The sequence below is a fragment of the Pseudomonas furukawaii genome, from assembly GCF_002355475.1.
Lineage (GTDB): Bacteria > Pseudomonadota > Gammaproteobacteria > Pseudomonadales > Pseudomonadaceae > Metapseudomonas > Metapseudomonas furukawaii.
Genome location: NZ_AP014862.1, coordinates 6,157,915 through 6,183,134 on the forward strand (window position 1 = coordinate 6,157,915; position 25,220 = coordinate 6,183,134).

27 protein-coding genes are annotated in these 25,220 nt (G+C 62.9%); 2 read left to right on the forward strand and 25 right to left on the reverse strand.

Annotated features, from left to right (window positions below; genetic code table 11):
• The first annotated feature begins 47 nt into the window (after positions 1-47).
• Entirely contained in the window at positions 48-401 is a 354-nt protein-coding gene (locus tag KF707C_RS28480; protein ID WP_003457960.1) for a hypothetical protein, read from the forward strand.
• Here KF707C_RS28480 and KF707C_RS28485 read toward each other — a convergent pair whose 3' ends face one another.
• From KF707C_RS28485 to dksA, 3 genes are read right to left on the reverse strand one after another with little or no spacing between them, the layout of a single operon-like run.
• Positions 402-1,046 (reverse strand): DUF1826 domain-containing protein, encoded by a 645-nt coding sequence (locus tag KF707C_RS28485; protein WP_003457962.1) that lies wholly within the window; start codon positions 1,044-1,046, stop codon positions 402-404.
• Positions 1,046-2,254 (reverse strand): zinc metallochaperone GTPase ZigA, encoded by a 1,209-nt coding sequence (gene zigA, locus KF707C_RS28490; protein WP_003457965.1) that lies wholly within the window; start codon positions 2,252-2,254, stop codon positions 1,046-1,048. The genes KF707C_RS28485 and zigA overlap by 1 nt, the downstream gene beginning before the upstream one ends.
• Before the next feature lie 11 nt (positions 2,255-2,265).
• Positions 2,266-2,670 (reverse strand): RNA polymerase-binding protein DksA, encoded by a 405-nt coding sequence (dksA, locus tag KF707C_RS28495; RefSeq protein WP_036994721.1) that lies wholly within the window; start codon positions 2,668-2,670, stop codon positions 2,266-2,268.
• An 83-nt stretch (positions 2,671-2,753) separates the two neighbouring features.
• On the opposite strand from dksA, the gene folE2 reads away from it, so the two are divergent.
• Positions 2,754-3,647 (forward strand): GTP cyclohydrolase FolE2, encoded by an 894-nt coding sequence (gene folE2, locus KF707C_RS28500; RefSeq protein WP_003457969.1) that lies wholly within the window; start codon positions 2,754-2,756, stop codon positions 3,645-3,647.
• Here folE2 and cfaB read toward each other — a convergent pair.
• The 22 genes from cfaB to rpmH form a co-directional block, all read right to left on the reverse strand.
• On the reverse strand, positions 3,632-4,822 hold the full coding sequence (gene cfaB, locus KF707C_RS28505; RefSeq protein ID WP_003457970.1) for a C17 cyclopropane fatty acid synthase CfaB: 1,191 nt from the start codon (positions 4,820-4,822) through the stop codon (positions 3,632-3,634). The two genes, folE2 and cfaB, sit on opposite strands and share 16 nt — an antisense overlap.
• 201 nt (positions 4,823-5,023) lie before the next feature.
• Positions 5,024-6,859, reverse strand: a complete 1,836-nt coding sequence (gene glmS / locus KF707C_RS28510; RefSeq protein ID WP_003457978.1) for a glutamine--fructose-6-phosphate transaminase (isomerizing) — start codon at positions 6,857-6,859, stop codon at positions 5,024-5,026.
• Between the two features lie 15 nt (positions 6,860-6,874).
• The gene (locus KF707C_RS28515; RefSeq protein ID WP_003457979.1) at positions 6,875-7,642 is read right to left on the reverse strand and encodes a DeoR/GlpR family DNA-binding transcription regulator; all 768 of its coding nucleotides are present in this window, start codon (positions 7,640-7,642) and stop codon (positions 6,875-6,877) included.
• Between the two features lie 117 nt (positions 7,643-7,759).
• Positions 7,760-9,124, reverse strand: coding sequence for a bifunctional UDP-N-acetylglucosamine diphosphorylase/glucosamine-1-phosphate N-acetyltransferase GlmU (gene glmU, locus KF707C_RS28520; RefSeq protein ID WP_036994617.1), 1,365 nt, complete (start codon positions 9,122-9,124; stop codon positions 7,760-7,762).
• A gap of 102 nt (positions 9,125-9,226) precedes the next feature.
• Complete coding sequence (locus KF707C_RS28525) at positions 9,227-9,652, reverse strand: F0F1 ATP synthase subunit epsilon (protein WP_003457983.1); 426 nt, start codon at positions 9,650-9,652, stop codon at positions 9,227-9,229.
• Between the two features lie 43 nt (positions 9,653-9,695).
• Positions 9,696-11,072 carry a F0F1 ATP synthase subunit beta gene (gene atpD, locus KF707C_RS28530; protein WP_003457985.1) on the reverse strand — a complete coding sequence of 459 codons (1,377 nt, stop codon included), beginning with the start codon at positions 11,070-11,072 and terminating at the stop codon, positions 9,696-9,698.
• A 30-nt stretch (positions 11,073-11,102) separates the two neighbouring features.
• Entirely contained in the window at positions 11,103-11,963 is an 861-nt protein-coding gene (gene atpG / locus KF707C_RS28535; RefSeq protein WP_003457987.1) for a F0F1 ATP synthase subunit gamma, read from the reverse strand.
• Between the two features lie 50 nt (positions 11,964-12,013).
• A complete protein-coding gene (atpA, locus tag KF707C_RS28540; protein ID WP_003457988.1) occupies positions 12,014-13,558 on the reverse strand; it encodes a F0F1 ATP synthase subunit alpha in 1,545 nt (514 codons plus the stop codon).
• A gap of 21 nt (positions 13,559-13,579) precedes the next feature.
• Positions 13,580-14,116, reverse strand: coding sequence for a F0F1 ATP synthase subunit delta (locus KF707C_RS28545; protein ID WP_003457990.1), 537 nt, complete (start codon positions 14,114-14,116; stop codon positions 13,580-13,582).
• A 12-nt stretch (positions 14,117-14,128) separates the two neighbouring features.
• A complete protein-coding gene (locus KF707C_RS28550; protein ID WP_003457992.1) occupies positions 14,129-14,599 on the reverse strand; it encodes a F0F1 ATP synthase subunit B in 471 nt (156 codons plus the stop codon).
• A gap of 48 nt (positions 14,600-14,647) precedes the next feature.
• On the reverse strand, positions 14,648-14,905 hold the full coding sequence (gene atpE / locus KF707C_RS28555) for a F0F1 ATP synthase subunit C (RefSeq protein ID WP_003457994.1): 258 nt from the start codon (positions 14,903-14,905) through the stop codon (positions 14,648-14,650).
• 197 nt (positions 14,906-15,102) lie between these two features.
• Complete coding sequence (gene atpB / locus KF707C_RS28560) at positions 15,103-15,972, reverse strand: F0F1 ATP synthase subunit A (RefSeq protein WP_003457996.1); 870 nt, start codon at positions 15,970-15,972, stop codon at positions 15,103-15,105.
• 16 nt (positions 15,973-15,988) lie between these two features.
• Positions 15,989-16,396, reverse strand: a complete 408-nt coding sequence (locus tag KF707C_RS28565; protein ID WP_036994632.1) for a F0F1 ATP synthase subunit I — start codon at positions 16,394-16,396, stop codon at positions 15,989-15,991.
• A gap of 147 nt (positions 16,397-16,543) precedes the next feature.
• Positions 16,544-17,416 carry a ParB/RepB/Spo0J family partition protein gene (locus KF707C_RS28570; RefSeq protein WP_003458002.1) on the reverse strand — a complete coding sequence of 291 codons (873 nt, stop codon included), beginning with the start codon at positions 17,414-17,416 and terminating at the stop codon, positions 16,544-16,546.
• 9 nt (positions 17,417-17,425) lie between these two features.
• On the reverse strand, positions 17,426-18,214 hold the full coding sequence (locus KF707C_RS28575) for a ParA family protein (RefSeq protein WP_036994723.1): 789 nt from the start codon (positions 18,212-18,214) through the stop codon (positions 17,426-17,428).
• A gap of 14 nt (positions 18,215-18,228) precedes the next feature.
• A complete protein-coding gene (gene rsmG, locus KF707C_RS28580) occupies positions 18,229-18,876 on the reverse strand; it encodes a 16S rRNA (guanine(527)-N(7))-methyltransferase RsmG (RefSeq protein ID WP_003458007.1) in 648 nt (215 codons plus the stop codon).
• Positions 18,876-20,768: a tRNA uridine-5-carboxymethylaminomethyl(34) synthesis enzyme MnmG gene (mnmG, locus tag KF707C_RS28585; RefSeq protein WP_003458009.1), complete on the reverse strand. Its 1,893-nt coding sequence runs from the start codon at positions 20,766-20,768 to the stop codon at positions 18,876-18,878. The genes rsmG and mnmG overlap by 1 nt, the downstream gene beginning before the upstream one ends.
• 527 nt (positions 20,769-21,295) lie before the next feature.
• Complete coding sequence (mnmE, locus tag KF707C_RS28590) at positions 21,296-22,663, reverse strand: tRNA uridine-5-carboxymethylaminomethyl(34) synthesis GTPase MnmE (protein WP_003458010.1); 1,368 nt, start codon at positions 22,661-22,663, stop codon at positions 21,296-21,298.
• Between the two features lie 86 nt (positions 22,664-22,749).
• Positions 22,750-24,426, reverse strand: coding sequence for a membrane protein insertase YidC (yidC, locus tag KF707C_RS28595; protein ID WP_003458013.1), 1,677 nt, complete (start codon positions 24,424-24,426; stop codon positions 22,750-22,752).
• 2 nt (positions 24,427-24,428) lie between these two features.
• Positions 24,429-24,674: a membrane protein insertion efficiency factor YidD gene (gene yidD, locus KF707C_RS28600; RefSeq protein ID WP_003458016.1), complete on the reverse strand. Its 246-nt coding sequence runs from the start codon at positions 24,672-24,674 to the stop codon at positions 24,429-24,431.
• Positions 24,667-25,071, reverse strand: coding sequence for a ribonuclease P protein component (gene rnpA / locus KF707C_RS28605; RefSeq protein ID WP_081608159.1), 405 nt, complete (start codon positions 25,069-25,071; stop codon positions 24,667-24,669). Before rnpA ends, yidD begins: the two co-directional genes overlap by 8 nt.
• A gap of 14 nt (positions 25,072-25,085) precedes the next feature.
• Positions 25,086-25,220 (reverse strand): 50S ribosomal protein L34, encoded by a 135-nt coding sequence (rpmH, locus tag KF707C_RS28610; RefSeq protein ID WP_003458028.1) that lies wholly within the window; start codon positions 25,218-25,220, stop codon positions 25,086-25,088.

A 25,220-nucleotide genomic window follows, 5' to 3' on the forward strand; every position in this document is an offset into this window, starting at 1 on the left:
AAAGTCCCGTGCTAGAGTCGCTCGCGTCATGATTCGGAAACCCTCCCATGCGTTCCTGGTTGCTGCCCCTGCTGATGCTGCTGTCGCTGGATGTCCACGCCGAGGCCTGTGTTGTCCACAGCCAGGGCCAGGGGCTCGATGTGAAGCTCTGCCAGGAAAACCGTAGCATCCCCACGCAACTCTTCCGTGACGGTTTCTGCAAGCCGGAGATGAAGGGGCAGCAGGTGGAGGTGACCTATGTGGATAAGTGCCCCACCGGGGCCTTTGGCATCTGCCGCAATGCCCGGATCAGCAACCAGCCCTATCGCCAGGACCTGCATTACTACGGCGTGGCGAGCGATGCGCGCTACCTCAGGCCCTTCTGCGAGACCCAGAGCCAGGGGCAGTGGGTCTCGCCCTGATCAGGCCAGCCAGTCGAGGGTCAGCAGCAGGCGGCTTTCCCCGGGTGCAGGCTGCGGGGACCTGTGGATAATCCCTCGCCCTTCATTGCCGAGCCATTTTTCGCCCTTGAACAGTGCCACGTGACCGGCCGCCAACTGTTGGTTATCCACAATGCTTGAGGGTTCCGCCTTGGGATCGCCGAGCCTGGCACGGGACATCTCGCCTTCTCGCAGCCATTGGCTGCCGATACCGGCATAAGTAGTGATCAGGCGCAGGGGCACGTGGTCGACGTGGAAGCGCGGGCACATGGCCTTGTCCAGGCGACGCAGGCGCAACCCGATGCGCCGGGCCTCCAGCAGGCAGGCAAAGGCGCGCACCAGCCAGCCTACATCGGCGATGAACCCGGCATGGCCTTCCAGGTCGGCGAAGCCACGCGCAAGTCCCGACAGATCCGGCTCGCCGTCGGCATCCGCCAACTCCAGGGTCAGGGACTCGGCGAGTGGCTCACCCAACGCGAGCAGGCTGTTGGCGAAGCCCTGGATGTGCAGCGGCAACTGCCGGCGCCAGATGGCCAGGTTGACCTCGTCACGCAGGGCGTCGCCGAGAGCCGCAGGCGTGTCGCCCTGCACCTGCAACGGCTGACAGGGTTGCTTGAGGGCCAGCATCAGGCGGCCTCCTCGGTGGTCCAGGCATCGAAGGGATCGGGCAGCCGCGCCCAGGCCTCTGGCCCCCGCGCCATCTCCTCGTCATCCAGCAGGCAGGCATCCAGATCGCGGGTCAGCCGCTGGAAGTCGATGCCCTGGCCGATGAACACCAGTTCCTGGCGACAGTCGCCGACCTCAGGCCTCCAGTGCTCCATGACCGTCCGCAGGCTGTCCTGATCCTCGGGCCAATGTTCGCGGGGAACGAAACGCCACCAGCGACCGGCGAGGCCATGGCGCATGAGGCCGCCGGCCTGGGACCAGCTACCGGCTTCGCGGTAGCGGCTGGCCAGCCAGAAGAAGCCCTTGGAACGCAGCAGGCGGCCATTGCTCCAGGTCTGGTTGATGAAGGTGTGGAAGCGCCCGGGATGGAAGGGCCGGCGCGCGCGGTAGGCGGTGGAGGCGATCCCGTACTCCTCGGTTTCCGGCACATGCTCGCCGCGCAGCTCCTTGAGCCAGCCCGGTGCCTGGGAGGCCCGCTCGAAGTCGAAGCGGCCGGTGTCGAGGATGCGCGCCAGCGGCACCTGGCCCATCACCATGGGCACCACCTCGGCGTCGGGATTGAGGCGCTTGAGGATGGCCGTGAGCTCTTCACGCTCGGCGCTGGAGATGAGGTCGATCTTGCTGATGAGCAGCACATCGGCGAACTCCACCTGCTCGATCAAGAGGTCGGTGATGGAGCGCTCGTCCTCTTCCCCCAAGGTCTCGCCACGGCTGGCCAGGCTCTCGGCCTCGTGAAAATCGCGCAGGAAGTTCACCCCATCCACCACGGTGACCAGGGTATCCAGCCGCGCCAGGTCGGAGAGGCTCCGGCCTTGCTCGTCGCGGAAGGTGAAGGTCTCGGCCACCGGCAGCGGTTCGGATATTCCGGTGGATTCGATCAGCAGGTAGTCGAAACGTCCTTCAAGGGCCAGGCGACTGACCTCCTCGAGCAGATCCTCCCGCAGGGTGCAGCAGATGCAGCCGTTGCTCATCTCCACCAGGCGCTCTTCGGCGCGGTTGAGGCTGACGTCTCGCTGCACCTCGCTGGCATCGATGTTGATTTCGCTCATGTCGTTGACGATGACGGCGACGCGCAGCTTGTCGCGATTCTTCAACACATGGTTGAGCAGGGTGCTCTTGCCGGCGCCGAGGAAGCCGGAAAGCAGGGTGACGGGAAGGCGGGTGTCCATGGGGTTTCCTCTCAGGCTTGGCGTTGGTGGCGCTCTCGTTGTTCCTGGCGCTGCTTGGCTTCTATGCACAGGGTGGCGGTGGGACGGAGCAGCAGGCGACGCAGCCCGATGGGCTCGCCGCTTTCCTCGCACCAGCCGTATTCCCCGCGCGCCAGCCGCTCCAGCGCCTCGTCGATCTTGTCCAGCAAGCGTTTCTCTCGCTCCAGCAGGCGCAGCTGCCATTGGCGCTGCTCCTCGCGGCTGGCGATGTCAGCGTCGTCGCTGACCGATTCGAACTCCCGCAGGGCATGGAAGCCGAGATCGATGCGCTGCCGCAGTTCGTCCCGCTCGGTTTCCAGCAGGTCTCGAAAGAACGCCTGCTGGACGTCATTCATGTAGTCGTCGGCAGGCTGTGCGAGGAGCTGTTCAGGAGTCAGGCGCGAGGAGGTCATGATGGTGATCGCTTTGAATTTCGAGAGTTATAACATAACATTTAGCACCGATTTCAAGAGTCCATCCGATGAACGCCATCTCGCTTCCCGATATCGCCGTCCAGACCCAGTCGGGCTCGTTGCCGCTGGACTGGGTAGGTATGTGTGGCATCGCACTGCCGGTGAGGCTCGACGGCCAGCGCATCCGTGTCAGCGCTGACGCCGGTGTCAGCCTGGATGATGGCCAGGCCCGGGGAATACACATGTCGCGCCTGTACCTGGCACTGGAAATGCTGGAAGAGGAGGAGCTGTCCGGCGACCTGATGAGACGGTTGCTGGTGCGATTTCTCGATAGCCACCGCGCGTTGTCCAGCCGCGCCAGCCTGACATTGCGTGGCGAGGCGCTGCTTGGAAGAGCGGCGCTGGTGAGCCCGCTGAAGGGTTGGAAGGCCTATCCGTTTGAGGTGCATGCCAGCCTGGAAGGTGAAAGGTTCCACGTGGAACTTCGACTTGAACTGGACTATTCCTCCACCTGCCCCTGCTCGGCGGCATTGGCCAGGCAGCTGATCCAGCAGCGCTTTGACGATGACTTTCGTGACCGTCCACTGGACCACGAGCGGATCCTGGCCTGGCTCGGCAGCCAGCAGGGCATCGTGGCGACACCCCATAGCCAGCGCAGTCGCGCGCATCTCAGGGTCCGCTTGGAGCAGGTCGGGACTATCCCCCTCAGGTCCCTGGCCGACCTGGCCGAGCAGGCCCTGGGCACCCCGGTGCAAACCGCCGTCAAGCGCGTGGACGAGCAGGCCTTCGCCTTGGCCAATGGCCAGAACCTGATGTTCTGCGAGGATGCCGCGAGGCGCCTCGCTGGGGCACTGCGACAACGCTCGGATGTGCATGGATTCGGCGTCCGGGTCGTCCACGCGGAAAGCCTCCACGCCCACGACGCCGTGGCCGAGTACCGTTGGAACTACTCGGCCGAATAGATATCCCCACGGCTCCAGGGCACCTCATGGGAGCCGTCTGCGCAGGGTTTGGATGCAAGGATCTGGTGGAGGTTGATCCAGCCCTTCTGGAAGGCATGTGCGCATCCCGCCAGGTACAGCCGCCAGATGCGCAGGGCCTGCTCCGGTACCAGCCGCACAGCCTCCTCAAGCCGCGCCTCGAGGTTGGCACTCCAGAACTCCAGGGTGCGCGCGTAGTGGAGGCGCAAGCTCTCCACATCCACCACCTCCAGGCCAGACTGGCTGAGCTCGGCGACCAGGGTGGCCAGGTGGGGCAGCTCGCCATGCGGGAACACGTAACGATGGATGAAGTCACCGGCGCCTCGCCCGACGGGCCGACCGTCCGGATGCTTGGCGGTGATGCCGTGATTCATCACCAGGCCTCCCGCGCGCACCGCACCGAACAGCTTCTGGCAATAGATCGCGAGGTTGCCGTGACCGACGTGCTCGACCATGCCGACGCTGACCACCTTGTCGAAACGGCCATCCTGGGGCAGGTCCCGATAATCCAGCAGGGTCAGTTCGACCTGGCCTTCCAAGCCCTCGTCCCGCACCCGCTCCCGGGCCAACTGCAGCTGTTCACGACTCAGGGTGATGCCGAAGACCCGGGCCCCGTACTCCCGCGCCGCGAATCGGGACAGGCCGCCCCAGCCACAGCCCACATCCAGCAGGTAATCCCCCTCGGCGAGCCGGAGCTTGCGACAGAGGTGGTGCAGTTTGGCCTGTTGCGCGCTCTCCAGGTCCTCGGTTCCCGTGGGGTAATAGGCGCAGGAGTAGATCATGTCGCGGTCGAGCCAGAGTCGGTAGAAGTCGTTGGACAGGTCGTAGTGATAGGAGATGGCGGCGGCGTCCGTGGCCTTGTCGTGGGCACGATAGTCGGGAGACGCCCCATCCTCGTCACCCAGTACGGCCTCGCTGAGTGCAGCGCCCACCCGGATCACCTCGAGGATGGGGCCACTGAGGTCCAGCCGGCCTTCGACATAGGCCGCCCCCAGCGAATCCAGGCTGGGATTTGCCAGCAACGCCACGAGGCTGGGGTCCTTCACCGTCATGGTCACCGTGGGATCGGGACCGAGGTCGATCTCCTTGCCATCCCAGAGACGCAGCCGCAGCGGCAATCGCAGTTCACGAAGGACCGGGGGAAGTTGCGCGAGCATCGAATCGCCTCCTTTACCAAGGACACTGGAAAAGGTAGATCAAACCGGGCCGTTGTCAGGCTATCCACCCGATAGAGGCCCCCGATTCGAGCCCCCTTGAAGGTCTAGACCTCCTGCTCAGCGTATCGATCCAACGCCGTTCGTGCCGGTGACACATACGATAACGGCGCCCTCGGGCGCCGTTGATCGAAGGTCCAGGCCTTATTCCACGGTCACGGACTTGGCCAGGTTGCGCGGCTGGTCGACGTCCGTGCCCTTGAGCACGGCCACGTAGTAGGACAGCAGTTGCAGCGGGATGGTGTAGAGGATCGGCGCGAGGGCGTCACCGATATGGGGCATGGCCACCACATGGGTGCCCTCGCCATTGTCGATGCCCGCCTCGCGGTCGGCGAAGACGATCAACTCACCGCCACGGGCACGCACTTCCTGGAGGTTGGACTTGAGCTTTTCCACCAGCTCGTTGTTCGGCGCCACGGTCACCACCGGCATGTCGGCGTCCACGAGGGCCAGGGGGCCGTGCTTGAGTTCGCCGGCAGGGTAGGCCTCTGCATGGATGTAGGAGATCTCCTTGAGCTTCAGGGAGCCCTCCATGGCCACGGGGTACTGGGCACCGCGACCGAGGAACAGGGTGTGGTTCTTCTCGGCGAACAACTCCGCCACCTTCTCCACGGTCTTGTCCATGGCCAGGGCCTCGCCCAGCCGCGTGGGCAGGCGACGCAGCTCTTCCACCAGATCGGCTTCGACGCCTGCGGCCAGGGTACCGCGCACCTGTCCCAGGGACAGGGTGAGCAGCATCAGGGACACCAGCTGGGTGGTGAAGGCCTTGGTGGAGGCGACGCCGATCTCCGGCCCCGCCAGGGTCAGCAGGGTGAGATCGGATTCGCGCACCAGGGAGCTGGTGCCGACGTTGCAGATGGCCAGGCTGGCCAGGTAGCCCAGCTCCTTGGCGTTGCGCAGGGCAGCGAGGGTGTCGGCGGTTTCGCCGGACTGGGAGATGGTGACGAAAAGGGTGTCCGGCTGTACCACCACCTTGCGGTAGCGGAACTCGCTGGCCACTTCGATCTGGCAGGGAATGCCCGCCAGGCCTTCCAGCCAGTAACGGGCCACCATGCCGGCGTGGTAGCTGGTGCCGCAGGCGACGATCTGAACGTTGCGCACCTTGGCGAACAGCTCGGCGGCGCGCGGACCGAAGGCGTTCACCAGGACATGGTCATCACCCAGGCGGCCTTCCAGGGTGCGCTGCACAACCTTGGGCTGCTCATGGATCTCCTTGAGCATGAAGTGGCGGTACTCGCCCTTGTCGGCGGCTTCCGCACCTTCGTGGTACTGCACCTGTTCACGCTGCACGGCCTGGCCGGCCTGGTCCCAGATCTTCACGCTGTCACGACGGATCTCGGCGATATCGCCTTCTTCCAGATAGATGAAGCGGTCGGTCACCTGGCGCAGGGCCAACTGGTCGGAGGCGAGGAAGTTCTCCCCGAGGCCCAGGCCGATCACCAGTGGACTGCCACTTCGAGCCGCCAGCAAGCGGTCGGGCTGGGCCGCACTGATCACTGCAAGGCCATAGGCACCGTGCAGTTCGGCGACAGCGGCCTTCAGCGCGTCAGCCAGGTCAGGCAGCTCCTTCAGCTTGTGGTTCAGCAGGTGGACGATGACCTCGGTATCGGTGTCCGAGGTGAAGGCATAGCCCAGGCCCTTCAGCTGCTCGCGCAAGGCTTCGTGGTTCTCGATGATGCCGTTGTGCACCACGGCCAGCGCCTGGCCGGAGAAGTGCGGGTGGGCATTGCGCTCGCAAGGGGCACCGTGGGTAGCCCAGCGGGTGTGGGCGATGCCGAGGCGGCCCAGCAGGGGGCCTTCGACCAGGCCCTGCTCGAGTTCGCTGACCTTGCCTGCGCGGCGGCAGCGGTCCAGCATACCTTCCTGGGTGAAGACCGCCACACCGGCGCTGTCGTAGCCACGGTATTCAAGGCGCTTCAGGCCTTCGACCAGGATGGGGGTGATATTACGCTCGGCAATGGCGCCAACGATGCCACACATGGCTGTTCTCCTTTATCAATCAATGCTCGCGCAGATCAGCTTGATCCCACGCGCGGCTATCTGTTCGCGCGCATCGAGGGCGAGGCGCTCATCGGTTATCAGGGTGTGGATGCTGCTCCACGGCAGCTCCAGGTTCGGAATACGACGTCCCAGCTTGTCTGCCTCGGCCATCACGATCACTTCCCGGGCCACTTCCGCCATGACGCGGGACAGGCCCAGGAGCTCGTTGAAGGTGGTGGTACCGCGGTCGAGGTCGATGCCGTCGGCGCCGATGAACAACTGGTCGAAGTCGTAGGATCGCAGCACCTGCTCTGCCACCTGGCCCTGGAAGGACTCGGAGTGGGGATCCCAGGTGCCGCCGGTCATCAGCAGTACCGGTTCGTGCTCCAGCTCACGCAGGGCGTTGGCCACGCTGAGGGAATTGGTCATGACCACCAGGCCGGGCTTGTGGCCCAGTTCCGGAATCATCGCCGCCGTGGTGCTGCCACTGTCGATGATGATCCGTGCGTGCTCGCGGATGCAGCCGACGGCGGCGCGGGCGATGGCCTGCTTGTAGCGGGAAACCGGCTGGCTGGCCTCGACCATGAACTCCTGCGGGACGGGTACGGCGCCCCCATAGCGACGCAACAGCAGGCCGTTGGCCTCCAGGGCGGCGAGGTCCTTGCGGATGGTCACTTCCGAGGTGGCGAAGGCCTTGGCCAGGGCGTCGACGCTGACCTCCCCCTGCTCGGCGAGCAAGGCGAGGATGGCATGGCGGCGCTGGGGTGTATTGCGCTTCGACATCTCGCAAGTTTCGATTCGAAAGAAAAAGTTGGCGAATCAAAACTCAACGAAGCTTATGCGTCAAGGCTGAAAACGACAAAAGGCGGCCGGGGCCGCCTTCTGGAGTTATCCACAGGCTCAGCGCTTGAGCTTGACGGGGCGCTTCCAGCCTTCGATGTTGCGTTGCTTGGCGCGCCCCACCGCCAGGGTGTTGGCAGGGACGTCCTGGGTGATGGTGGAACCTGCACCCGTGGTGACGCCATCGCCGAGGGTCACCGGGGCCACCAGCGAACTGTTGGAGCCGATGAACACGTCCTCGCCCATGACGGTACGGAACTTGTTGGCGCCATCGTAGTTGCAGGTGATGGTGCCTGCCCCGATGTTGGTGCGGGCACCGATTTCGGCGTCCCCCAGGTAGGCCAGGTGGCCGGCCTTGGCGCCCTCGCCCATCACCGCGTTCTTCAGCTCGACGAAGTTACCCACATGGGCCCTGGCGCCGAGCACGGCCCCCGGACGCAGGCGGGCGAATGGGCCGCAATCGGCGCCCTCGCCCACTTCGGCACCTTCCAGGTGGCTATTGGCTTTGACGATGGCGCCTTTGCGCAGGATGGAATCCTTGATCACGCAGTTGGGGCCGATCTGGACGTTGTCCTCGATCACCACCCGGCCTTCGAGAATCACGCTGACGTCGATCGTGATATCGCGGCCGACGCTGACCTCCCCGCGCACATCGAACCGCTGCGGATCGATCAGGGTGACGCCCTGCGCCATCAGGCGCCTGGCGGCGCGCTGCTGATAGTGGCGCTCCAGCTGCGACAGTTGGATACGGTCATTGGCGCCCAGTACTTCCATTTCATCCGCCGCCCGCTCGGTGGCGACAACCAGGCCGTCGGCCACGGCCATGGCGATCACGTCGGTCAGGTAGTACTCACCCTGGGCATTGTCGTTGGATAGACGGCCCAACCACTCCGCCAGCCGCTTGCCGGGCACCGCGAGGATGCCGGTGTTGCCTTCGCGGATGGCGCGCTGCTCGGGGCTGGCGTCCTTGTGCTCGACGATGGCCCGCACTATGCCTTCGGCGTCGCGGATGATCCGGCCGTAGCCCGTGGGGTCCGCCAGCTCGACGGTAAGCAGGGCCAGTTGCTCGGGACCGACCTTCTCCAGCAGGCGTTGAAGGGTCTCAGCCTGGATCAGCGGCACATCGCCATAGAGGATCAGCACCCGCTCCGCAGTGAGCTGCGGCAGGGCCTGGGCCACGGCATGGCCGGTACCCAGTTGCTGGGCCTGGACCACGAAGCCGAGGTCGTCGGCCGCCAGGCGCTCCCGCACCGTTTCGGCCCCATGGCCGATGACTACGTGGATACCCTGGGGTTCGAGCTGGCGCGCAGTGTCTATGACATGGCCGAGCATGGCCTTGCCGGCGACGGGATGCAGGACCTTGGGCAGGGCGGAACGCATGCGCGTGCCCTGGCCAGCGGCGAGGATGACGATATCGAGGGACATGGAGTAGATCACCGAATCAGGCTGGTGGAAAAACGGCGGGCCGGAAAAGAAAAAGGGTAGCCAAGGCTACCCTTTTACTTGTCAGCAATGAAGCCGGCGGGATCAGCCGCCGAACTTCTTGCGGATCTGCTGGACGGTACGCAGCTGGGCTGCGGCCTCGGCCAGTCGAGCAGAGGCGGTGGAGTAGTCGAACTCCGCGCCCTTCTGGTGCAGGGCCTTCTCAGCAGCCTTGAGGGACTCCTGAGCCGCCGCTTCATCCAGGTCGCTGGCGCGCAGCACGGTGTCGGCCAGGACCTTCACCATGTTGGGCTGCACCTCGAGGAAGCCACCGGAGATGTAGTACACCTCCTCTTCACCACCCTGCTTGACTAGGCGGATGGGGCCCGGCTTGAGGTCGGTGATCAGCGGGGCGTGGCCCGGCGCGATACCCAGATCGCCCAGGTTGCCGTGCGCAATCACCATCTCCACCAGACCGGAGAAGATCTCCGCTTCGGCGCTGACGATATCGCAGTGGACAGTAATAGCCATACGCTTGCCTCACGTAAGCGCCCGTTGCCGGGCGCTCAGGGGATTACAGTTTCTTGGCTTTCTCGATGGCTTCATCGATGCTGCCGACCATGTAGAACGCCTGCTCCGGCAGGTGGTCGTAGTCACCGTTGAGGATGCCCTTGAAGCCCGCGATGGTGTCCTTCAGGGAGACGTACTTGCCGGGGGAACCGGTGAAGACTTCGGCCACGAAGAACGGCTGGGACAGGAAGCGCTGGATCTTACGAGCGCGGGCTACCAGTTGCTTGTCCGCTTCGGACAGCTCGTCCATGCCGAGGATCGCGATGATGTCCTTCAGCTCCTTGTAGCGCTGCAGAACATACTGTACGCCACGGGCGGTCTCGTAGTGCTCCTGACCGATCACCAGCGGGTCCAGCTGACGGCTGGTGGAGTCCAGCGGATCAACGGCCGGGTAGATACCCAGGGAAGCGATGTCACGGGACAGTACGACGGTCGCGTCCAGGTGGGCGAAGGTGGTCGCCGGGGACGGGTCGGTCAGGTCGTCCGCAGGTACGTATACGGCCTGGATGGAGGTAATGGAGCCGGTCTTGGTGGAGGTGATGCGCTCCTGCAGAACGCCCATTTCCTCGGCCAGGGTCGGCTGGTAACCCACAGCGGACGGCATACGACCCAGCAGCGCGGACACTTCGGTACCGGCCAGGGTGTAGCGGTAGATGTTGTCGACGAACAGCAGAACGTCACGGCCTTCGTCACGGAACTTCTCGGCCATGGTCAGGCCGGTCAGGGCCACGCGCAGACGGTTGCCCGGCGGCTCGTTCATCTGGCCGTAGACCAGGGCCACTTTGTCGAGAACGTTGGAGTCCTTCATCTCGTGGTAGAAGTCGTTGCCCTCACGGGTACGCTCGCCCACGCCGGCGAACACGGAGTAACCGCTGTGCTCGATGGCGATGTTACGGATGAGTTCCATCATGTTCACGGTCTTGCCCACGCCGGCGCCACCGAACAGGCCTACCTTGCCGCCTTTGGCGAAGGGGCAGACCAGGTCGATCACCTTGATGCCGGTTTCCAGCAGCTCGTTGCCACCCGCCTGGTCGGCGTAGGACGGGGCTGCGCGGTGGATTTCCCAACGCTCTTCTTCGCCGATGGGGCCGGCTTCGTCGATGGGGTTGCCCAGTACGTCCATGATGCGACCCAGGGTGGCCTTGCCAACCGGGACGGAAATGGCTGCGCCGGTGCTGGTGACGTCCAGGCCACGCTTCAGACCTTCGGTCGAGCCCATGGCGATGGAACGAACCACGCCGTCACCCAGCTGCTGCTGGACTTCGAGGGTGGTTTCGGCGCCTTGAACTTTCAGCGCCTCGTATACGGCCGGTACCTGATCACGCGGGAATTCCACGTCGATAACGGCGCCGATGATTTGAACGATACGTCCGCTACTCATCTTTGGTTCCTCTGAATATTTGAACCGTTCTTAAACCGCGGCAGCGCCGCCGACGATTTCCGAAATTTCCTGGGTGATCGCTGCCTGACGCGCCTTGTTGTAGATCAGCTGCAGATCGCTGATCAGTTCACCGGCGTTGTCGGTGGCGTTCTTCATCGCGATCATCCGCGCAGCCTGCTCGGCGGCGTTGTTCTCGACCACCGCCTGGTACACCTGCGACTCCACGTAACGCACCATGAGCCCGTCGAGGAGCTGCTTGGCGTCGGGTTCGTACAGGTAGTCCCAGTGATGCTTGAGCGCTTCATCCGGAGTCGCCACCAGCGGAACGAGCTGTTCCACCGTGGGCTTTTGCACCATGGTGTTGATGAACTTGTTCGATACGACGGACAGACGATCGATGCGACCTTCGAGGTAGGCATCGAGCATCACCTTGACGCTGCCGATCAGATCGTTGATCGACGGCTCTTCGCCCAGGTGGCTGATCGCAGCAACGACATTGCCACCAAAGTTGCGGAAGAACGCCGCACCCTTGCTGCCAATCACGCAGAGATCGATCTCCACGCCTTGCTCGCGATTGCTCGCCATGTCCTTGACCAGGGCCTTGAACAGGTTGGTGTTCAGGCCACCGCACAGACCACGGTCCGAACTCACCACGACATAACCGACGCGCTTGACTTCACGCTCGATCATGAACGGGTGGCGGTACTCCGGGTTGGCGTTGGCCAGATGACCGATCACCTGGCGGATGCGCTCCGCGTACGGGCGGCTGGCAGCCATGCGCTGCTGAGCCCTGCGCATCTTGCTGACGGCCACCTTTTCCATGGCGCTGGTGATCTTCTGCGTGCTTTTGATGCTCGCAATCTTGCTGCGAATCTCTTTTGCGCCTGCCATTTGACACCTATCGGGTTAGCAGGCGGGGGCCATGCGGCCCCCGCTGCGGCTTACCAGGTTTGGGTGGCCTTGAACTTCTCGATGCCGGCCTTGATGCCTGCGTCGATTTCGTCGTTGAAGTCACCTTTCTCGTTGATCTTGGCCATCAGGGCGGCCAGGTCACGGTTGAAGTAGCCCAGCAGGGCCGCTTCGAAGGCGCCAACTTTGTTCACGTCCACGTCGGTCAGGAAGCCGCGCTCGGCAGCGTACAGGGACACAGCCATGTCGGCGATGGACATGGGCGCGTACTGCTTCTGCTTCATCAGCTCGGTAACGCGCTGACCATGTTCCAGCTGCTTGCGGGTGGCTTCGTCCAGGTCAGAAGCGAACTGGGCGAAGGCCGCCAGTTCACGGTACTGGGCCAGGGCGGTACGGATGCCACCGGAGAGCTTCTTGATGATCTTGGTCTGGGCTGCGCCACCTACGCGGGATACCGAGATACCGGCGTTGACGGCCGGACGGATACCTGCGTTGAACATGGCGGATTCCAGGAAGATCTGACCGTCGGTGATGGAGATCACGTTGGTCGGAACGAACGCGGAAACGTCACCAGCCTGGGTTTCGATGATCGGCAGGGCGGTCAGGGAACCGGTCTTGCCTTTCACTTCGCCGTTGGTGAACTTCTCGACGTATTCCTCGGAAACGCGGGAAGCGCGCTCCAGCAGGCGGCTGTGGAGATAGAACACGTCGCCCGGGTAGGCTTCGCGGCCCGGCGGACGACGCAGCAGCAGGGAGATCTGGCGGTAGGCCACGGCCTGCTTGGACAGGTCATCGTAAACGATCAGGGCGTCTTCACCGCGGTCGCGGAAGTATTCGCCCATGGTGCAGCCGGCGTAGGGGGCCAGGAACTGCAGTGCAGCGGATTCGGAAGCCGATGCAGCAACCACGATGGTGTTGGCCAGGGCGCCGGTTTCTTCCAGCTTGCGCACCACGTTGGCGATGGTCGATTGCTTCTGACCGATGGCCACGTAGACGCAGCGGATGCCGCTGTTACGTTGGTTGATGATGGCGTCGACGGCCAGGGCGGTCTTGCCGATCTGACGGTCGCCGATGATCAGCTCGCGCTGGCCACGGCCTACCGGGATCATGGCGTCGACCGACTTGTAACCGGTCTGCACCGGCTGGTCTACCGACTTACGCCAGATCACGCCCGGGGCCACTTTCTCGACAGCGTCGGTAGCCTTGGCATTGATCGGGCCCTTGCCATCGATCGGGTTACCCAGTGCGTCGACGACGCGACCCAGGAGTTCCGGACCAACCGGTACTTCCAGGATGCGGCCAGTGCACTTGGCGCTCATGCCTTCGGCCAGAGTCAGGTAGCTGCCCAGGACCACGGCACCTACGGAGTCCTGCTCCAGGTTCAGTGCCATGCCATAGACGCCGCCCGGGAACTCGATCATCTCGCCGTACATCACGTCGGCCAGGCCGTGGATGCGGACGATACCGTCGGAGACGGAGACGATGGTGCCTTCGTTGCGGGCTTGGGAAGAGACGTCGAGTTTCTCGATACGTCCCTTGATGATTTCACTAATTTCGGAAGGATTGAGTTGCTGCATTGCTCTGCTGCCCCTTCAAACTCAAGATTTCAACGCTTCGGCCAGTTTCGCGATCTTGCCGCGAACCGAGCCATCGATAACCAGGTCGCCCGCGCGAATCACGACGCCGCCGATGAGGCTGGCGTCTTCCGCGGCGTGCAGACGCACTTCCCGGCTGAGCCGTGCGCTGAGAACCTTGGCGAGTTTGTCTTGCTGTTCAGTGTTCAATGCGAAGGCACTGGTGACTTCCACATCGATCGACTTCTCCTGCTCGGCCTTGTACAGCTCGAACAGTTCGACGATCTCCGGCAGCAGCACGAGGCGGCCGTTCTCGGAGAGGATGTGAATGAAATTGCCTACCTGAGCATCGAACTTGTCACCAACCACCTCGATGAAGGTGTTGGCTTTCTCTTCGCTCGTCAGACGCGGGGCTTTGAGCACCTGCTGCATGGTGGTGTCCTGGGACACCGCAGCGGCCAGGCCAAGCATGGCCGACCAGGCGGCCAGCTGCTGATGGGCCTGGGCGTACTCGAAAGCCGCCTTGGCGTAAGGTCGGGCCAGCGTGGTCAGTTCTGCCATGATCGCCCTCGCTTAGATTTCGGCGGCCAGTTTGTTAACCAGCTCCGCGTGCGCGTTTTGATCGATAGTGGCACCCAGGATCTTCTCGGCACCATTGACGGCCAGGGCACCCAGTTGGGCACGCAGGGCGTCTTTGACGCTGTTCAGTTCCTGTTCGATCTCGGCCTGAGCCTGCGCCTTCAGGCGCTCGCCTTCAGCACGTGCCTGATCGCGAGCTTCGTCGACGATCTGGTTAGCGCGCTTTTTGGCTTGCTCGATGATTTCAGCTGCCTGAGCCTTGGCTTCGCGCAGTTGCTGACCCACTTTCTCATGGGCCAGCTCCAGGTCACGAGCCGCACGGCTGGCAGCGTCCAGGCCATCAGCGATCTTCTTCTGACGTTCACGCAGAGCAGTGATGACCGGAGGCCACACGAACTTCATGCAGAACAGTACGAAGATGAAGAACGCAACGGACTGGCCGATCAGGGTTGCATTAATATTCACGCCAACACCTCGCTCGTTCGTTGTCAGTCGAATCCTCTGGAGTGAGGATTACTGGGCTACCTGAGCAATGAACGGGTTAGCGAAGGTGAAGAACAGGGCGATACCAACGCCGATCATGGTTACGGCGTCGAGCAGACCGGCCACGATGAACATCTTGACCTGCAGCATGGGAACCATTTCCGGCTGGCGAGCGGCGCCTTCCAGGAACTTGCCACCCAGCAGACCGAAGCCGATAGCGGTACCCAGGGCACCCAGACCAATCAGCAGAGCTACGGCGATCGCGGTGAGACCTACTACAGTTTCCATTTTTCCTCCCGACTTTATGTCGTGTTGGTTAAGGTTTAAGTGAAGCGGTAAAGCGAAATCGTTTTGTGTTCCCACTGCCCTTTCGGGCATTCCCGCACCTTTCGGCGCGGGACCATCAATCACTCGACAGGCACCCTCTTGCGCCCTTGGACGCCCTTTCCCGGCAGGGAGAAGGTCAGCGGGTGCGCTGCGCGTTATTAATGGTTGTCCTCATGCGCCATCGACAGGTAGACGATGGTCAGCATCATGAAGATGAAGGCCTGCAGGGTGATGATCAGGATGTGGAACACAGCCCACGCCCACTGCAGTGCGATACCCAGGCCGCTCAGGAGCAGGATGCCGGCGCCAAACATCACGGCGATCAGGATGAACACCAGCTCGCCGGCGTACATGTTGCCGAACAGACGCAGGGCCAGGGAGATGGGCTTGGCTACCAGGGTCACGAACTCGAGCAGGAAGTTCACCGGGATCAGCAGGATCTGAACGAAGATGTTCTTGCTGCTGAAGGGGTGCAGGGTCAGCTCGCCGAGGAAGCCGCCGATGCCCTTGACCTTGATGCTGTAGAAGATGATCAGGCCGAAGACGGAGATCGCCATGCCCAGGGTGGCGTTCGGGTCGGTGGTCGGCACTGCGCGGAAGAACAGGTGGTCATCACCCGCGATCTTGGCGGCCAGCACCGGAATCCAGTCCACCGGCACCAGGTCGATGGCGTTCATCAGGAAGATCCATACGAAGATGGTCAGCGCCAGCGGGGCGATCAGCGGGTTGCGGCCGTGGAAGGTGTCTTTGACGTTGGTGTCGACGAAGTCGACCATGACTTCGACGAAGTTCTGCAGGCCGCCGGGAACGCCGGAAGTGGCTTTCTTGGCTGCCATGCGGAACAGGAGGACGAAGAGCAAGCCGAGGCCGATGGAGAAGCCCAGGGTGTCCAGATGGAAAGCCCAGAAGCCCATTTCCTTGGCTTGTTCAGCGCTGTGGGCAAGGCCCCACTCGCCATTGGGCAGACGACCGAAGGTCAGGTTCTGCAGGTGGTGCTGGATATAGCCCGAAGCGGTTTGCTCTGCCATGTTTGCCTCAAACGCCCTAAGGTTTCGAAAGTCTTGTTCTCATCAGCAGGGGCGCGAACCAGCTGACCGATTGGGTCAGCAGGAAGACGCCGAAGACTGCCGGCGCATCCAGAGGTTTCACACCTGCAAACGTCAGTGCAAAGAGCACTGCCGTCAGAATCAGCTTGCCCATTTCGCCCGCATAGAAAGAGCGGACTATCGCCTGGGCTGCTCGGGCTCCGCTGTAACGGAACGCCTTGCGGGCGAAATACAGGTTCGGCAACCAGGCGATCAGCCCGCCACACAAGCCAGAGTATCCAGAGACCGTACCGCGCCACTGCCAGAGAACGACGGCGGCGAGCAACAGGACGACCCATTGGGCCAGCAGTACCGGAAAGACCGGCATTCGATGGAAGGGCAAGCGGTTTGGCGTGCGGATATCCATCGCAGCTGTTCCTCTGGTGTCGGCCGCTGGAATCAACGACTTGGCATAGTTTGTGCCGACAAAATTGCGCGCAGAGTATAGGGGGGGAACCCCCCCTGTTCAACTGTCGGGTAGTCAAATCCGACCGTCGCTACAGCAGCAAATGTTTCAGCGGATGTGGGCGAGAACGCCCTGCAATTCGTCCAGTGAGTTGTAGCGGATGACCAGTTGGCCTTTACCCTTCTGGCCATGCTTGATCTCGACGGGAGCGCCCAGCCGCTCAGCCAGGCGCTGTTCGAGACGGCTTATATCCGGGTCGGACTTGGCCGCTTCGACAGGTTTTTCCTTGACGTTCAACCACTGCCGCACCAGTGCTTCGGTTTGGCGCACGGTGAGGCCGCGTGCGACAACATGTCGCGCACATTCGACCTGCCGCTCCAGGGGCAGTCCGAGCAGCGCCCGGGCATGGCCCATTTCCAGATCGCCGTGGGCCAGCAGGGTCTTGATCTCCTCCGGCAGGCCGATCAGGCGCAGCAGGTTGGTGATGGTCACCCGTGACTTGCCGACCGCCTCGGCCACCTGTTGCTGGGTCAGCTGGAACTCCTGCTGCAGGCGTTGCAGGGCCACGGCCTCCTCGATCGGATTCAGGTCCTCGCGCTGGATGTTCTCGATCAGCGCCATGGCGATGGCGGCCTCATCGGGCACCTCCCGCACCATGGCCGGGATCCGGTCCAGCCCGGCTTGCTGGCTGGCACGCCAGCGGCGCTCACCGGCGATGATCTCGTAGCGACCGCCGCCGATGGGGCGCACCACGATGGGCTGCATGACCCCCTGGCTCCTGATGGACTGGGCCAGCTCTTCGAGGGCGGTGGGGTCCATGTCGCGGCGCGGCTGGTACTTGCCACGCTGGATAAGGTCCAGGGGCAGGTGCTGCAGCTCCCGCGTATCGACCTGGACGGCTTCTTCTTCCAGTTTCGTGACGGTACTGCCGCCCAGCAGGGCGTCCAAGCCACGGCCCAGACCTCGTTTTTTCGCGGCCATGCGGATTCCTTATGCGGTAGCGGTTTTGGCTTTGGCGCGCTGGCGTCGGACCAGTTCACCAGCCAGCGCCAGGTAGGCGATGGCGCCACGGGATTGCTTGTCGTAGACCAGGGCCGGCATGCCGTAGCTCGGTGCTTCGGCGAGGCGCACGTTGCGCGGGATCACCGCGTCGTACAACTGGTCGCCGAAATGCTCCTTGAGCTGGGCCGATACCTCGTTGGTGAGGCTGATGCGGGGGTCGTACATGGTTCGCAGCAGACCCTCGATCCTGAGGCTGGGGTTCAGCAGCTGGCCGATGCGCTGGATGCTGTTCACCAGGTCCGACAAGCCTTCGAGTGCGTAGTACTCGCACTGCATGGGGATGATGACGCCATCGGACGCGGCGAGCGCGTTGATGGTCAGCATCGACAGCGAAGGCGGGCAGTCGATGAGGATGTAGTCGTAGTTCTCGCGGATCGGTGCCAGGGCCTCGCGCAGGCGATGCTCCTTGTTGGGCACATTGAGCAGCGCCACTTCCGCCGCGGTGAGGTCGCGGTTGGCAGGGAGCAGCTGGTAGCCCCCGTGCTCGGAGTACTGCATGGCGGTCGCCAGGTCGCACTCTCCGGTGAGGACGTCGTAAACGGAGTGCTCCAGCGCCAGTTTGTCGACGCCGCTGCCCATGGTGGCGTTGCCCTGGGGATCGAGGTCGATCAGCAGCACGCGCCGCTTGGTCGCGACCAGCGAGGCGGCGAGGTTGACACAGGTGGTGGTCTTGCCGACCCCGCCTTTCTGATTGGCGATTGCGAATACCTTGGCCATGGCCACCTTCCCCCTCATTGCGTGCGCCGCAGTATCAGCAGATGGCGCTGACCTTGGCAACCGGGAACCTCCAGCGCGTGGGCGGACTCGACGCGGAAGTCCGCCGGCAGTGCCTGGAGCTCGTCATCCGGATGCAACCCCTTCATGGCCAGCCAACGGGTTTCACCATCACCCAGGTGCCGGGTCCAGTTGCTGAAGTCCTCCAGGGAACTGAACGCGCGGGACACGATGCCGTCGAACGGGCGCTCGGGAGTGAACGCCTCGACGCGGCTGTGGACAACGTCCAGGTTGGCGAGTTTCAGCTCCAGCTTCACCTGGGTGAGGAAGCGGGTCTTCTTGCCATTGGAATCCAGCAAGGTGAAACGCCGTTCGGGGAACAGGATCGCCAGGGGAATGCCCGGCATGCCGCCACCGCTGCCGACGTCCAGCCAGTTGTCCCCAAGCGGCCCCACATGGGGAACGATGCTCAGGCTGTCGAGGAGGTGGCGGGAGACCATTTCGTCCGGATCGCGGACGGCGGTGAGGTTGTAAGCCTTGTTCCACTTGATCAGGAGCGCCAGGTAGCCGAGAAGACTTTCCTGTTGCTTAGGGGTGATGGAAACGGACAGTTGTTGCGCGCCACGGGACAGTTCGTCCGCATGGCGCTGGGTGACGAGGGACATCAGGCGCTTATCTCCAGCTTCTGGCCAGCACCGCGCTTCTTCAGATGGATCAACAGGAGGGAGATGGCCGCCGGCGTGACGCCGGGGATCCGCGACGCCTGGCCGAGCGTTTCCGGACGGGCGTTGCCCAGCTTGTGCTGGATTTCCTTGGACAGGCCGGAGATGGCCGCATAGTCCAGGTCAGCCGGAAGCCGCGTGTCCTCGCTGGCCCGCAGGCGTGCGATCTCATCCTGCTGGCGATCGATGTAGCCGGCGTACTTGGTCTTGATTTCCACCTGTTCGGCCACTTGCGGATCTTCGGCGCCACCACCGGTCACTTCGACCAGGCCGGCGTAATCGATTTCCGGGCGGCTGAGCAGGTTGAGCAGGTTGTATTCATGGGCGAGCGGCGTGCCGAAGCGCTGGGCGATGGCATCTCCTTCGGCTGTGCCGGGGCGCACCCAGGTGCTCTTCAGCCGCTGCTCTTCACGGGCAATGCCCTCGCGCTTGGCCTCGAAGGCCGCCCAGCGCAGGTCGTCCACCAGGCCGAGCTCGCGACCTTTCTCGGTCAGGCGCAGGTCGGCGTTGTCTTCCCGCAGGATCAGCCGGTATTCGGCGCGGGAGGTGAACATGCGGTAAGGCTCCTGGGTTCCCAGGGTGATCAGGTCGTCCACCAGAACGCCGATATAGGCTTCGTCGCGACGCGGGCACCAGGCTTCCCGGCCCTGGGCTCGAAGCGCGGCGTTGGCGCCGGCGAGCAGCCCCTGGGCACCTGCTTCTTCGTAACCGGTGGTGCCGTTGATCTGTCCAGCGAAGAAGAGGCCTCCGATCACCTTGGTTTCCAGGCTGTACTTCAGGTCGCGGGGATCGAAGTAGTCGTACTCGATGGCGTATCCGGGACGGACGATATGGGCGTTCTCCATGCCGCGAATGGAGCGGACGATGTCCAGCTGCACGTCGAATGGCAGTGAGGTGGAGATGCCGTTGGGGTACAGCTCATGGGTAGTCAGGCCTTCAGGCTCCAGGAACACCTGGTGGCTGTCCTTGTCGGCGAAGCGATGGATCTTGTCTTCGATCGACGGGCAGTAGCGCGGGCCGACGCCTTCGATCACACCGGAGTACATCGGCGAGCGATCCAGGTTGCTGGCGATGATCTCGTGGGTCCGGGCATTGGTATGGGTGATCCAGCAGCTCACCTGACGCGGATGCTGTTCCTTGCTGCCCAGGAAGGACATCACCGGAATGGGTGTATCCCCCGGTTGCTCGGTCATGACCGAGAAATCCACCGAGCGGCCGTCGATACGTGGTGGGGTTCCCGTCTTCAGCCTTCCGACACGCAGCGGCAGTTCGCGCAGTCGCTGGGCGAGGGCGATGGACGGCGGGTCGCCGGCACGGCCGCCGGAGTAGTTCTGCAGCCCGATGTGGATAAGTCCGCCCAGGAAGGTACCCGTGGTCAGTACGACGGATTCGGAGAAGAAGCGCAGACCCATCTGGGTCACGACGCCCCTGACCTGGTCGTTCTCGACGATGAGGTCATCGCAGGCTTGCTGGAATATCCACAGGTTCGACTGGTTCTCGAGGATCTCGCGAATGGCGGCCTTGTAGAGCACACGGTCCGCCTGGGCGCGGGTGGCCCGGACTGCGGGTCCCTTGCGGCTGTTCAGCACGCGGAACTGGATACCGCCGAGATCGGTGGCGGTGGCCATGGCACCGCCAAGTGCATCGATCTCCTTGACCAGATGGCTCTTGCCGATGCCGCCAATGGCGGGGTTGCAGCTCATCTGCCCAAGGGTTTCCACATTATGCGTCAGCAGCAGGGTCTTCACGCCCATGCGTGCGGCCGCCAGAGCGGCTTCGGTACCGGCATGACCGCCGCCGATCACGATCACGTCAAAACGGGAAGGGAAATCCACCACGCACCTCGTGCCTGTTCAAGGCTGGGAAATTGAGAAAGCCGCACAGTATAGGGGAATTTGCCCTGGACCATGAAGCTGTCTGGATAAAAAGTAGCCAATGCCAAGAAGGGGGGCATTGTTAACAGGTCGAGCAAGTTATCCAGATGGGTGAATCGGGCTTGTGGGTAAAAATAAAAATAAAGAGAAGAATTTCTAAAAAAGCCTGTTTTTATGTTTATACCTTAGGGAAGCACCTTTCTGTGGATAACTGCCTCAGGCCCTTGCGAGACGCTCGATTCGGGAGATGATAAGCCTGTTACCTTCCTGGAGGCAGCCCTTGGGAAAGCAGTCAGCAACCTGTGCACCATAGCTGATGTTATCAACAGGCATTTTATCCCTCCTCTTTTCAACTGAGTTATGGACGGGGTTACACGCCAGTTATCAACAGGGCTCAGGGCGATCGTTTTTCAGTCATGCAGGCAGCAGCCGACCGCCTGATACTCAGGCAGTCGAACGTCTGTGGATAAAAAGGAAGGGGATTCGGGCTATTTGCCGATGCAGAAGCTGGAGAAGATGCGGCCGAGCAAGTCGTCGGAACTGAAGGCGCCGGTGATCTCTCCCAAGGCGTGTTGGGCTTGGCGGAGATCTTCCGCCAGTAGCTCGCCTGCACCCGCCAGGGTCAGTTGATTGCGGCCATGTTCAAGGAAATCCCCAGCTTGTCGAAGGGCTTCCAGGTGACGGCGACGGGCGCTGAAGGTGCTCTCGAAAGTCTGTTGATAACCCATGCAGGACTTGAGGTGCTCACGCAGCAGTTCCAGGCCATCACCGGTGCGCGCGGAGAGGCTGAGGGTGACGTGGCCATCCTCGCTGATGTCCAGCCTCACTGGCTCCCCGCTGAGATCGGCCTTGTTGCGAATCAGGGTGACTTTGGCCGGATCCGGGCGCTGATCGAGGAACTCGGGCCAGAGTGCGAAAGGATCGGTAGCCTCGGGGGCAGTGGCATCCACCATCAGGAGCACACGGTCAGCCTCGGTAATGGCTTTCAGGGCGCGTTCCACGCCGATCTTTTCCACATGATCGTCGGTGTCCCGCAGCCCGGCCGTATCCACAACGTGAAGTGGCATTCCGTCGATGTGGATATGTTCCCTCAGGACGTCGCGGGTGGTGCCGGCGATATCGGTGACGATGGCCGCCTCGCGGCCGGCCAGGGCGTTCAGCAGGCTCGATTTGCCGGCATTGGGGCGACCGGCGATCACCACGTTCATCCCATCCCTCAGTAATGCCCCCTGGCCCGCCTCACGGATAACTGTGGATAAGTTATCCCGCACACCATCCAGAAGCCTCAGTACATGACCATCGGCGAGGAAGTCGATTTCCTCTTCCGGAAAATCGATGGCGGCCTCCACGTAGATACGCAGTTCGATCAATTGCTCGGTGAGGCTGTGCACCCGACGCGAAAACGCGCCCTGCAGGGAGCGGAGTGCATTGCGTGCAGCCTGCTCGGAGCTGGCTTCGATGAGGTCGGCGATGGCCTCGGCCTGCGCCAGGTCGAGCTTGTCGTTGAGGAAGGCGCGTTCGCTGAACTCGCCTGGACGGGCCTGGCGAGCGCCCAACTCCATGCAACGGCGCAGCAGGATATCCAGCACCACCGGACCACCGTGGCCCTGGAGTTCGAACACATCCTCTCCCGTGAAGGAGTTGGGGCCCGGGAAATACAGGGCGATACCCTCGTCCAGGGTCTGCCCGGTGGCATCCAGGAAGGGACCGTAGTGGGCGAACCGGGGGTTGGGTGTCCGGCCGCAGATGGCGTCGGCGATTCGCGCGGCCAGTGGCCCGGAGACGCGGACGATGCCGACACCGCCACGGCCCTGGGCGGTGGCGACAGCGGCGATGGTGTCACGGACAGGGTTCATCTGTGGATACCTCGGGGACTGCCAAGTGGCGGATAGCAAGACGCCCCCAGAGGGGGCGTCTTGTTCAGGCTCGGAAGGCGTTGGCGTCAGGCCGAGGCCTGCTTGCTGGCCGCTTCGATCTGGCGGGTAATGTACCACTGCTGGGCGATCGACAGGACGTTGTTGACGACCCAGTACAGGACCAGGCCGGCCGGGAACCAGAGGAAGAAGAAGGTGAAGATGATCGGCATCAGCTTCAGCACCTTCGCCTGCATGGGGTCCGGCGGGGTCGGGTTCAACTGCTGCTGGATGAACATGGTGGCACCCATGATGATCGGCAGGATGAAGAAGGGATCCTTGATCGACAGGTCGGTGATCCAGAACATCCAGGGGGCTTGGCGCATTTCGACGCTTTCCAGCAGCACCCAGTAGAGCGCGAGGAAGACCGGCATCTGCACCAGGATCGGCAGGCAGCCGCCCAGCGGATTGATCTTCTCCTTCTTGTACAGCTCCATCATCGCCTGGGACATCTTCTGGCGATCATCGCCGTGCTGTTCCTTCAGTGCCTGGAGCTTGGGCGACACGGCGCGCATGCGGGCCATGGACCTGTAGCTGGCGGCGGATAGGGGGAAGAACGCACCCTTGATCAGGATTGTCAGGACGATGATGGACCAGCCCCAGTTACCCAGCAGGCTGTGGATATGTTGCAGGAGCCAGAAAATCGGTTGGGCGATGAACCACAGGAAGCCATAGTCGACGGTCAGTTCCAGGCCGGGGGACAGTTCCTTCAGGTGGCTCTGGATCTTGGGACCGGCGTAGAGCGTCGCAGAAGTCTCGGCCGATGCGCCGGACGGCACGTTCAGCGACGGGCCAACGAAGCCCACGATGTAGTTGCCGCGCGAGTCCTTGCGTGTCTGGATTGCGTTGGTCTGATCCTTCTCGGCTACCCAGGCGGTCACGAAATAGTGCTGCAGCCAGGCTACCCAACCGCCTTGAACGCTTTCCTTGAAGGGCTGCTTGTCCATGTCCTTCATGGAGATCTTCTTGTACGGCTCGTCCGGCGTCCAGACCGCTGCGCCCAGGTAAGTGGACACTCCCGTAGCGGTGGTGGCGGACGGGTCGGCACTGGCGTCCCGCTTGAGCTGGGCGTACATATTGCCGGCCCAGGGTGCGCCGCTCTGGTTCTCGACCTTGTAGGTCACGTCCAGCTCATACTTGCCACGAGTCAGGGTGAAACGCTTGGTGTAGTTGACGCCGGCTTCGCTGAAGCTCAGGTCGACCACCAGTTGATCCTGGCCATCGGCCAGTTTGAAGCTGCGCTGGCTCGCGGTGTACAGCGGACGGCCATTGGCACGGGCGTCGGGGCCGTTGGCTCCGACCAGACCGCTCTGGGCCTGGTAGACCCGCTCACCGCCGTTGTCGAACAGCTGGAAGGGAACGTCAGGACGGTCCTGGCGGCGGGGAAACTGCGGCAGGGTCAGCTGGACGATGTCGCCGCCGTTCGGATCAATGGCCAGGTTCAGCACATCGGTTTCAACGCGGATCAGGTCTGTGCTGGGAGCAACCTGGGCGACTGCCGGCTCGGTGCGCTCGCCGGTGGTGGCCGTCGGCACGTCATCGCTGGACTTGGCGGTTGCATTGTCGTCCGGGAGGGTCGCTTGCGCGGTGGTGGCGCTGCCCGCATTCGGCAGGGCGGCCTGGCCGTAGTCCTGGTTCCACTGGAGAACCATCAGGTAGGACACGATTGCCAGGGCGACGATCAGGATCGAGCGTTGAATATCCATGATTACTCGGCCATCGAAGAGTTTTTGGAAGTGTTGGCGGGTGGCACCGGGTCATAGCCGCCCGGATTCCACGGATGACAGCGGCCCAGCCGACGCAGGGTCAGCCAGCCGCCACGCAGGACGCCATGCTGTTCAATGGCCTCCTGCGCGTAGCAGGAACAACTGGGGAAGAAACGACAGTGACTGGCCATCAGTGGGCTGATGGCGTAGCGGTAGAACTGGATCGGAGCGAGGGCCAGTTTACGCATGGGGACTATCGGTCACCCCTGATCCGGGGTCTGGTTCAGGGCGAGCCCGACTTCGCGCGAGGCGCTTCCAGAGTTTGCCGAACTGATGTCTCAGCTCGGGGTTCTCCAGATCGCCAACACCTTTACGCGCCACGATCACGATATCCCATCCGGCCAACAACTCGAGATTGTGGCGGAAAGATTCGCGTATCTGGCGTTTGAGGCGATTGCGCTCTACGGAGAGCTTGACGCTCTTCTTGCCGATCACCAGTCCCAGACGGGGATGATCGAGACCGTTGTCGCGCGCGAGGAGCAGGACGTGCTTGCCGGGAACCTTCCCGGTCGGTGAGTCGAAGACTACCTTGAATTGTCGGGGAACCAGCAGACGCTTTTCCCGACCGAAGCCCTGACTCACCACCCGTTCCGGATCAATCAGACGGTCAGGCGCTTGCGGCCCTTGGCGCGACGACGCGACAGGACTTGGCGGCCATTCTTGGTAGCCATACGGGCACGGAAACCGTGGGTGCGAGCGCGCTTGAGGGTGCTGGGTTGGAAAGTGCGTTTCAT